The 7089-nt window shown below is 67.3% G+C and carries 7 protein-coding genes; 2 read left to right on the top strand and 5 right to left on the bottom strand.

Annotation, left to right across the window (positions count from 1 at the left end):
* A partial coding sequence (locus tag OM076_RS42045) for a PKD domain-containing protein (RefSeq protein WP_270046199.1) occupies positions 1 to 826 on the top strand: 826 nt, incomplete at its 5' end.
* Between the two features lie 49 nt (positions 827 to 875).
* On the opposite strand, the gene OM076_RS42040 is transcribed toward OM076_RS42045, so the two are convergent.
* The 3 genes from OM076_RS42040 to OM076_RS42030 all read right to left on the bottom strand — a co-directional run bounded on the left by OM076_RS42040 (position 876) and on the right by OM076_RS42030 (position 3724).
* Entirely contained in the window at positions 876 to 1661 is a 786-nt protein-coding gene (locus tag OM076_RS42040) for an FkbM family methyltransferase (protein WP_270046198.1), read from the bottom strand.
* 196 nt (positions 1662 to 1857) lie between these two features.
* Positions 1858 to 2589 carry a hypothetical protein gene (locus tag OM076_RS42035; protein ID WP_270046197.1) on the bottom strand — a complete coding sequence of 244 codons (732 nt, stop codon included), beginning with the start codon at positions 2587 to 2589 and terminating at the stop codon, positions 1858 to 1860.
* Positions 2590 to 2641: 52 nt separating this feature from the next.
* Positions 2642 to 3724, bottom strand: a complete 1083-nt coding sequence (locus tag OM076_RS42030; RefSeq protein ID WP_270046196.1) for a glycosyltransferase — start codon at positions 3722 to 3724, stop codon at positions 2642 to 2644.
* A 274-nt stretch (positions 3725 to 3998) separates the two neighbouring features.
* Between OM076_RS42030 and OM076_RS42025 the strand changes: the two genes are divergently transcribed.
* Positions 3999 to 5117, top strand: coding sequence for a rhamnosyltransferase WsaF family glycosyltransferase (locus tag OM076_RS42025; protein ID WP_270046195.1), 1119 nt, complete (start codon positions 3999 to 4001; stop codon positions 5115 to 5117).
* Positions 5118 to 5121: 4 nt separating this feature from the next.
* On the opposite strand, the gene OM076_RS42020 is transcribed toward OM076_RS42025, so the two are convergent.
* Together OM076_RS42020 and OM076_RS42015 are read right to left on the bottom strand one after the other, a co-directional pair.
* Positions 5122 to 5814, bottom strand: coding sequence for a hypothetical protein (locus OM076_RS42020; RefSeq protein WP_270046194.1), 693 nt, complete (start codon positions 5812 to 5814; stop codon positions 5122 to 5124).
* Positions 5815 to 5893: 79 nt separating this feature from the next.
* The gene (locus OM076_RS42015) at positions 5894 to 7021 is read right to left on the bottom strand and encodes a right-handed parallel beta-helix repeat-containing protein (RefSeq protein ID WP_270046193.1); all 1128 of its coding nucleotides are present in this window, start codon (positions 7019 to 7021) and stop codon (positions 5894 to 5896) included.
* Positions 7022 to 7089 lie beyond the last annotated feature (68 nt).

The following is a 7089-nucleotide window of genomic DNA, read 5'->3' as shown; positions in this document are numbered from 1 at the left end:
CACCAACCGCGGCATCAACCCCACCACCAGCACCGACCCCAACCCCACACCCACACCCACACCCACACCCACACCCACACCGACCGCGACGCCCACACCGACCGCGACGGCCACGCCAACGGCCACCGCCACCGCGACGCCCACACGCACCCCAACGCCCACGCCCACGCCCACGGCGACAGCGACGCCCGACAAGCCGGCCGCCGCCATCTGGACCGCACCGACGGGCGCCGTCGTCGGAAAGGCCGTCACGCTCGACGGCAGCGCCTCCACCGGTGACGGAACGTTGACCTGCACCTGGAGCTTCGAAGACGCAACCAGCGCCACCGTCTGGGAGACCGCCACCGGCTGCAAGATCACCAAGACCTTCACCAACGCCGACACGAAGTACGTCCGCCTGACCATCGTCGACGCCGACGGTGACACGAACGCCAGCCTGAAGTCCTTCGTCGTCAGCGCGGCGGCCGCTCCTACGCCCACGCCGACCGCGACGCCGACGCCCACCCCGACGCCGACCGCGACGCCGACGCCCACCCCGACGCCGACGCCGGACAAGCCCGCGAAGGCCATCTGGAGCGTCCCGACCGGCGTGGTCGTTTCCCGGCCCGTGACGCTTGATGGCACGGCTTCGACCGGAGACGGCACACTGACCTGCACGTGGAGCTTCGAAGACGCGACGGGCGCCACCGTCTGGGAGACCGCCGACGGCTGCAAGATCACCAAGACCTTCACCAACGCCGACACGAAGTACGTCGAGCTCGCCGTCCGTGACGCGGACGGCGACACGGACGTCAGCCGCAAGTCGTTCAGCGTCGCACGACGCTAAGCCCTGACCCGGGCCGGCGGCACCGCCGGCCCGGGTTCACGCTTCCGCGCTAGGCAGCACCGCTCGACGGCTCTCGCCACGCCCACAGCACTCCGTTGTGGTCGTGCTCGTGTGAGCCGTCGAGAACGCGCGTGAACCCTCCCTCGTGCAGGAGCCTGATCGCCTCCGCTCGGGCGTCCGCCTCCGGGCACAGCATCGTGTGCCACTCGAGCCGCAGGGCCGAGGTCCTGAGCTCCTTCAGCCGCTTGTCGGCGAGGATCGCCCACTCACCGCCCTCGATGTCCATCTTGATCAGATCGACGGGCTCGGTCACCTGATCGAAGAGATCGACCGTGGCGACTGAGATCGCCCCTTGTTCATCGGCTCCGGCGATGTGCGCCTCGGCCCGCAGACCGGGCACGAACTCGAGCTCACCGACGGCGTTTGACACAGCGCGGTCGACAACCGTCCAACGATCGCCCACGTCGTTTGCGGCGACGGTCTTGCGCAGGATTCGGAGATTGTCCGGGTCGGGCTCGAATGCGGTCACTTGCGCGTTCGGCCAAGTGTCGAACGCGAAGACCCCGAACATGCCGATGTTGGCTCCCACGTCGAGGATCTTGGGAGCGCCATTTGCCTCGATCATCGCCGCCACCGCCTGCGGCGGCGGGTAGCTGTTGGCGACATCGGCGCGCGCGAAGATCTTGTTCAGGATCAGCACGTCGCCCGTCTTGTGACGAACGTGGAATCGCAATCCCGAATGACGCAGCTGGTATTGCCCGACTCGATCGCTGCCGAGTTGCAAGGCGAGGAACCGCCCACGCCCGCGGACGACGCGGATCGCTCGCCAGGTCATGATCTGATGCTGGACCAGGTCGCTCTTCGAGACCGAGCGAATGAGCGACGAACGTCCGATCAACCAGCGGACTGCGTCGCCGGCGCTCGAGATGCGACGGGCACCGATGCCCGGCTCGCCGATCGCGCTTGCGTTCTCTGACATCTCGTTGGGATCTCCTGCTGGTGTACTGGGAGTGGTTGGGTTCGGCACAGGCTCAGGCGCTCGGGGCGGCGATCGCACTCCGCCTCGGACGGCGCTTCCAGTGGCCGTACAACCCGGCGAAGAAGACGATGGCGGCGCTCCACATCACGAAGAGGAACAAGAAGACGATCGCACCGACCGCCCGTGAGGGCGACTCGACGCGGGTCGCCGTCACGACCCCTCCGAGCGCCTCAGTCGCGAAGGTCCCGCTCTTGGCCTGCGTCCCGAGGAGCCTGTGCAGCGCGTCGCTTGCCGAATTGACAAGTCGCGTGGCGCGTGCCGCATCCGGCGCGTAGCCGCGGATCGTCACGATCGGGATCTGCCCGTCGGCGCTCACGCCGATCACGTTCAGCGCGGGTTGGTTCGCCGCCGCCTGGCTGGAGAGCATGGCAATCGGCACCGGGACGATCGGTCCGCCCATCGCCGGCGTGACGACGGCGACGTCGTCCGCTTTGACCCCTGCTCCAGCCGCGATCTCGCCGCGTGTCTGGTCGGTCGCCATCAGGTCGGCGAGCAATTCGGCCCGCGTTCCGAGCGTGCTCTCCAGGTCCGACTGCTCGACGGACTCCTCGGTGGATTTCGCGGTGATCAGGACTCGCGCCGACGCCACGCCGCTCGTGGTCGTGCGCGTCGAGAAGTGCGGCGAGGAGGGAGAGATTCGATAGACGTACGCCGCGGCAGCCAGCAGCGCGATCACCGCACCCGCCGCGAGCAGCACACGGTGCCGCGACAGGATCCTCAACATGCTCACGAACTCCATCAATCACACCAACGGGGCTCGAGGGCTCGGACTTGCATCAAACGCCGGCACGCTCTCGACGGATGCGCTCGTAGTGGCCGCGGAGCCGATGGCCCGCACCAGTGGCGACGAACAACGGGAACCACCGCGAACGGCCTTCTCCGAGGCGCCGGCGTGCCCGTAGTCCCTGCCATTCCCTCAGCTCGCGTGCGCCCGGATACACGTCGAGCGCGAAGTCAATGAGCTCGCGGACGGGGAACGCGCCGGACCCCGAGACAAGTCCGCGATCGTAGGCGCGGCTCGCGCGCCAGAGCGCCTGGCGGGCAAGCGCGCGTCGGGCAAAGGTATGAAGCTCCGCGGCGTCGGGCACGTGATCGCCGGCGATCTCGAAGAAGCGATCGAAGGCCAACCGCCGCTGCTGGAGATCGATCATCGGCCCGGCGTCGCTGCGAAGCATGCTGTCGGCGTGAACGCGATAGCGCGCCTGATCGATGCCTCGAACGTAGGCGATGTCCGACACCGCTGCGACGCGAAGCCACATGTGGAGATCGCTCGCGTGATGACAAACCGGGTCATATACGCCGATCTCGCGATGGACACTGGTGCGGACGACGACCTCGGGGGACGAGATGCAGTTGTGTGCCGAACGGCAGCGCAGCTCGATCCAGTCGCGCCCCTTCCACACGTCGGTACCGCGCCATACGCCGACGTCCGGCGACGGCGCGGAGTCCTCGGAGAAGTACGGTGCACGCCCGTAGACCATGCCGACGTTCGGATGCTCCTCCATCACCGAGACGGCTCGGTGCAGCGCCCCCGGAGCCAGGAAGTCGTCGGCTGACAGGAGCACGACGTAGTCTCCGTCGGCCCAGGCGAGGCCCTCGTTCGCGGTGGCATGCAGACCCTGGTTGACCGCGTGACGGCGAAACTCGACTCGGTCATCCTGCGCCAGCCGCTCGCCCACCACGACCGTCTGATCCGATGAGCAATCGTCGATCACGAGCACACGGACGTCGACGCCTTCCTGGCTCAGCACTGACGCCACGCACCCTGAGACGACGTGTCCGTAGTTGTAACTCGGGACGATGACGCTGACGGAACGTGTCGTCGATGGCGAAGGGCTCGGTCTCAGGCGGCGTTTCATCTCCACTGACAACGAGCGGACGGGTCCTCAGCTTCCGTCACACCCGATCGAGGCTAACCTCCACTGCGAGTAGCCCAGCGAAGCATCTCAGGAGCCGAGTGACGACAAACCACGACACGACCTCAGGTGACCTCGCGTGAGCGGGCCGAGTCCGATCGATCGCGCCCGGCAGGCGCAGCGGCTGCTGCGGACGGAGGGGGCCTCGGGCATCGCCACACGTCTCGGCACTCGGTTGGCAGCTCGCCTGTCCCCGGCCGGCCAGACGCAACTTCCGGTGACCAAAGAAGAGCTCGTGCGCGCCGGTGAGATCGCCGCGGCCGGCTGGAACCTGCCCGCCGCGTTGCCCACCGACGGAACCGAGCCGCTCACGATCGCGTGGGTGTGCGTCGCCCCGGGCGGCCAGGATTCCGGTGGCCACACCACGATGTTCCGTCTCGTCACGGCGCTTGAGGCAGCCGGTCATCGGTGCATCCTGTACCTGGTCAATCGCCACGGGTGGTCGATCGACCAGTACCGGGAGACGATTCGCGACTGGTGGCCGAATCTGCGAGCCGAGGTTCGCGACGTCGCGGACGGGATCGAGGACGCGCACGCCATCTTCGCGACGGGATGGCCGACCGCCTACACGGTGCTCGCCTCCCCCGCCAGGGGCACCCGGTTCTACCTCGTGCAGGACTTCGAGCCGTGGTTCTACGCGGCAGGTAGCGAAGCCCTGCTGGCCGAGGCCACATACCGCTTCGGGTTCCACGGAGTGACGGCCGGCCGCTGGTTGTCGATGGTCCTCCAGCGCGACTACGGCATGGGGGCCGATCACTTTGACTTCGGCGCGGACATCGATCGCTACAAGCTGGACCCGGCGATCGAGCGCAACGGGATCTGTTACTACGCGCGCTTTACCAAGTCACGGCGCGCCTATGAGCTCGGTGTCGCTGCGCTCGAGCTCTTTGCCGATCGTCACCCCGACGTCGAGATCCACTTCTACGGCGACGTGGTGCCGCGGCTTCCGTTCCAGGCCACCAATCACGGCACGCTGAAGCCCGAGCAGCTCAATCAGCTGTATAACCGTTGCGTCGCCGGCCTGGTGCTCTCGGCCACCAATGTCTCGCTCGTGCCGCATGAGATGCTCGCCGGCGGCTGCCTCCCGGTCGTCAACGACGCAGAGCACAACCGGATCGTCCTGGATAACGACGAGGTCGTGTACGCGCCGGCGACACCGTTCGAACTGGCGCACGCCCTGTCCTCGCTGATCGAACGCTCGGCGGCTGAGCGAGCCGCGGCGGCCGAGCGCGCCTCGACCAGCGTGCAGGATCGCTCCTGGGATACGGCGGGTCGCCAGGTCGAGCTCGCGGTGCGCAGCGTCACGACGAACGCCGCGCGCCAGACGCCGGTCTGATCTCTCAGAGCGCCGGTTCGGACGCGGCGTTCGGTCGGGTGCTGCCGGCTTCCGCCAGCCACCCCTTGCGAACGCGCGACAGATAGAGAAGTGCGGCACACGAGGCGGCGAGCACCAGGACAAAGGTCAACGTTCCCACCTTGACGTTGACGCCCGTATTGATCGGCCCGCCCTTGGCGCGCCCGAGTTGCTCGAGGTTGACGCGTTGCTCGAGCGGCACGTGCTGCGAGTTGCCCAGATCGCGGAGGTAGTCACGCATGCCGTCGACCGCGCCGTTGGCGAGGTGTTGCGCGGTCGTGGCGTCCGGTGCTTCGGCATAGACGTCGACCATCGGCACCGTCGGATTCGAGGCGAGGCTGAGTCGATATTGCTTCGGCGATCGCAGGATGTCCGTCGTGTGCGGCTTCGGTCCGTTGATCGCTAGCGGCCGCGCGAAGTCAGGGGTCACCGGGCTCGCGATCTGCAGGAGCTCGACGGGCACGCCGGAGCGGCGGGCGATGTACTCACGCACCGGAGCGCTTGCCATGACGTTGGAGATCAGCAGCGCTCGATTGGTCGTCGAGCGGATGTCGTTGGTGCTGACCGCGAGGTCCAAGATCGACGACTTCGGCGAGTCGACGAGGACACGCGTCTGCGCCGCGGCCATCTCGAGCGAGCGGAGCTGCAATTTGGGCGGGAACAGCCCGATCTTGGCCACGCTCAGGGTTGAGATGAGTACGGCTAGAAGGAACGCTGACGCCAGGCCGAACTTCAACCGCCAGAGTTCATGAAGGTGCTTACCGAGTTGCATCGCGTCTCCCGCGATCGTTTCCGTCCTGCGCCGTCCGGCGTCCAGGAGAGCCGACAGCCAGCGTGTAGCCAGCCAGCGTGTCGGGCTGATGCCCCGCCGTGTACGTCGGGACGCCGGCGCGGTCGTGCGCGCCGGCAAGCGGCCCATGGGCGATCAGGTTGTAGTCCTGCTCGCCGGTGGCGCCTCCAGTCAGCGACACCTCGCTGAGGATGTTGCCGACGACCGACGTCCCGCTGCCTTCAGACTTCCCCGGCGTCGTTCCGAGCGCGACGATGCCACACGCCAGATTCCACGCGCACTTCCCGTCGGGCAGCGTGTTGTTGCGAATGATCGATCCGTTGTCCGAGCGGATGGAGATCGCGAACGGGTACCCACCCGGAGCGATGACGTTGTTCTCGATGACCTCGTGATCGGCCCCGTCCGCGGCCATGATCCCGGACGAGGTGTCGTGAATCCAGTTGCCCTCGATACGGGTCGCCCGGGAGCCATAGAGCTGGATCGCGTCGGTGTGGACGCCTGCCGACTCATGGATCCCTGTGAACTCGTTGTTGAGGATCTGCACGCCGTAGCCGCCGGTCTGGACGCCGTCGGCGTTGCCGCCGGGCCCGAACGTCGAGTTCTCGATCACCACGCCTGAGGGGCCGTTCGCCTGACCGGTGACGTCAATGCGTCCTTCCAAGCACGTCGCGCAGACATTGATGTCCCGGTGCGTATTTCTCGACAAGACGATGTCAGCGTTCACGAGTTTGTCGGCGCGAATCACCGTGGCGCCGGAAAAGCGCGAGTTCGAGATCCGGATATGCCGAGACTGCCCTGCGATCTGCGCCGACGTCACGGTGACGCCGGACACGTGCACGCCGACCGCGGGCGAGAAGTCGATCGCGAGCGTGACGTGAGCGCCCGGCGCGGCTTCGAGCGAGACCGGGGGTTGCTTCTTCCCACCCCGGAACGTCCCGTACGTCCCACCGGAGAGCACGATCGTCGAGCCGCCGGGAGCGTCGTGGAAGACCGACGTGAGCGTTGCCGGTGTCGCGGTCAGCGTCGCCGACTTGGGCGAGGCGTCGTTTCGCGCCAGTGATCTCACGAGCACGACCGCGCTCGCGATCGCCGCCACGACCCCGATCAAGGCGAGTGCGCGGAATCTGCTCCTGGTTTGGACCTGCATCCATCAGACCAACCGCT

The sequence above is a fragment of the Solirubrobacter ginsenosidimutans genome (genome assembly GCF_027587205.1).
Note: the sequence above shows the minus strand (reverse complement) of the source record. Positions and strands in the feature narration are given on the sequence as shown.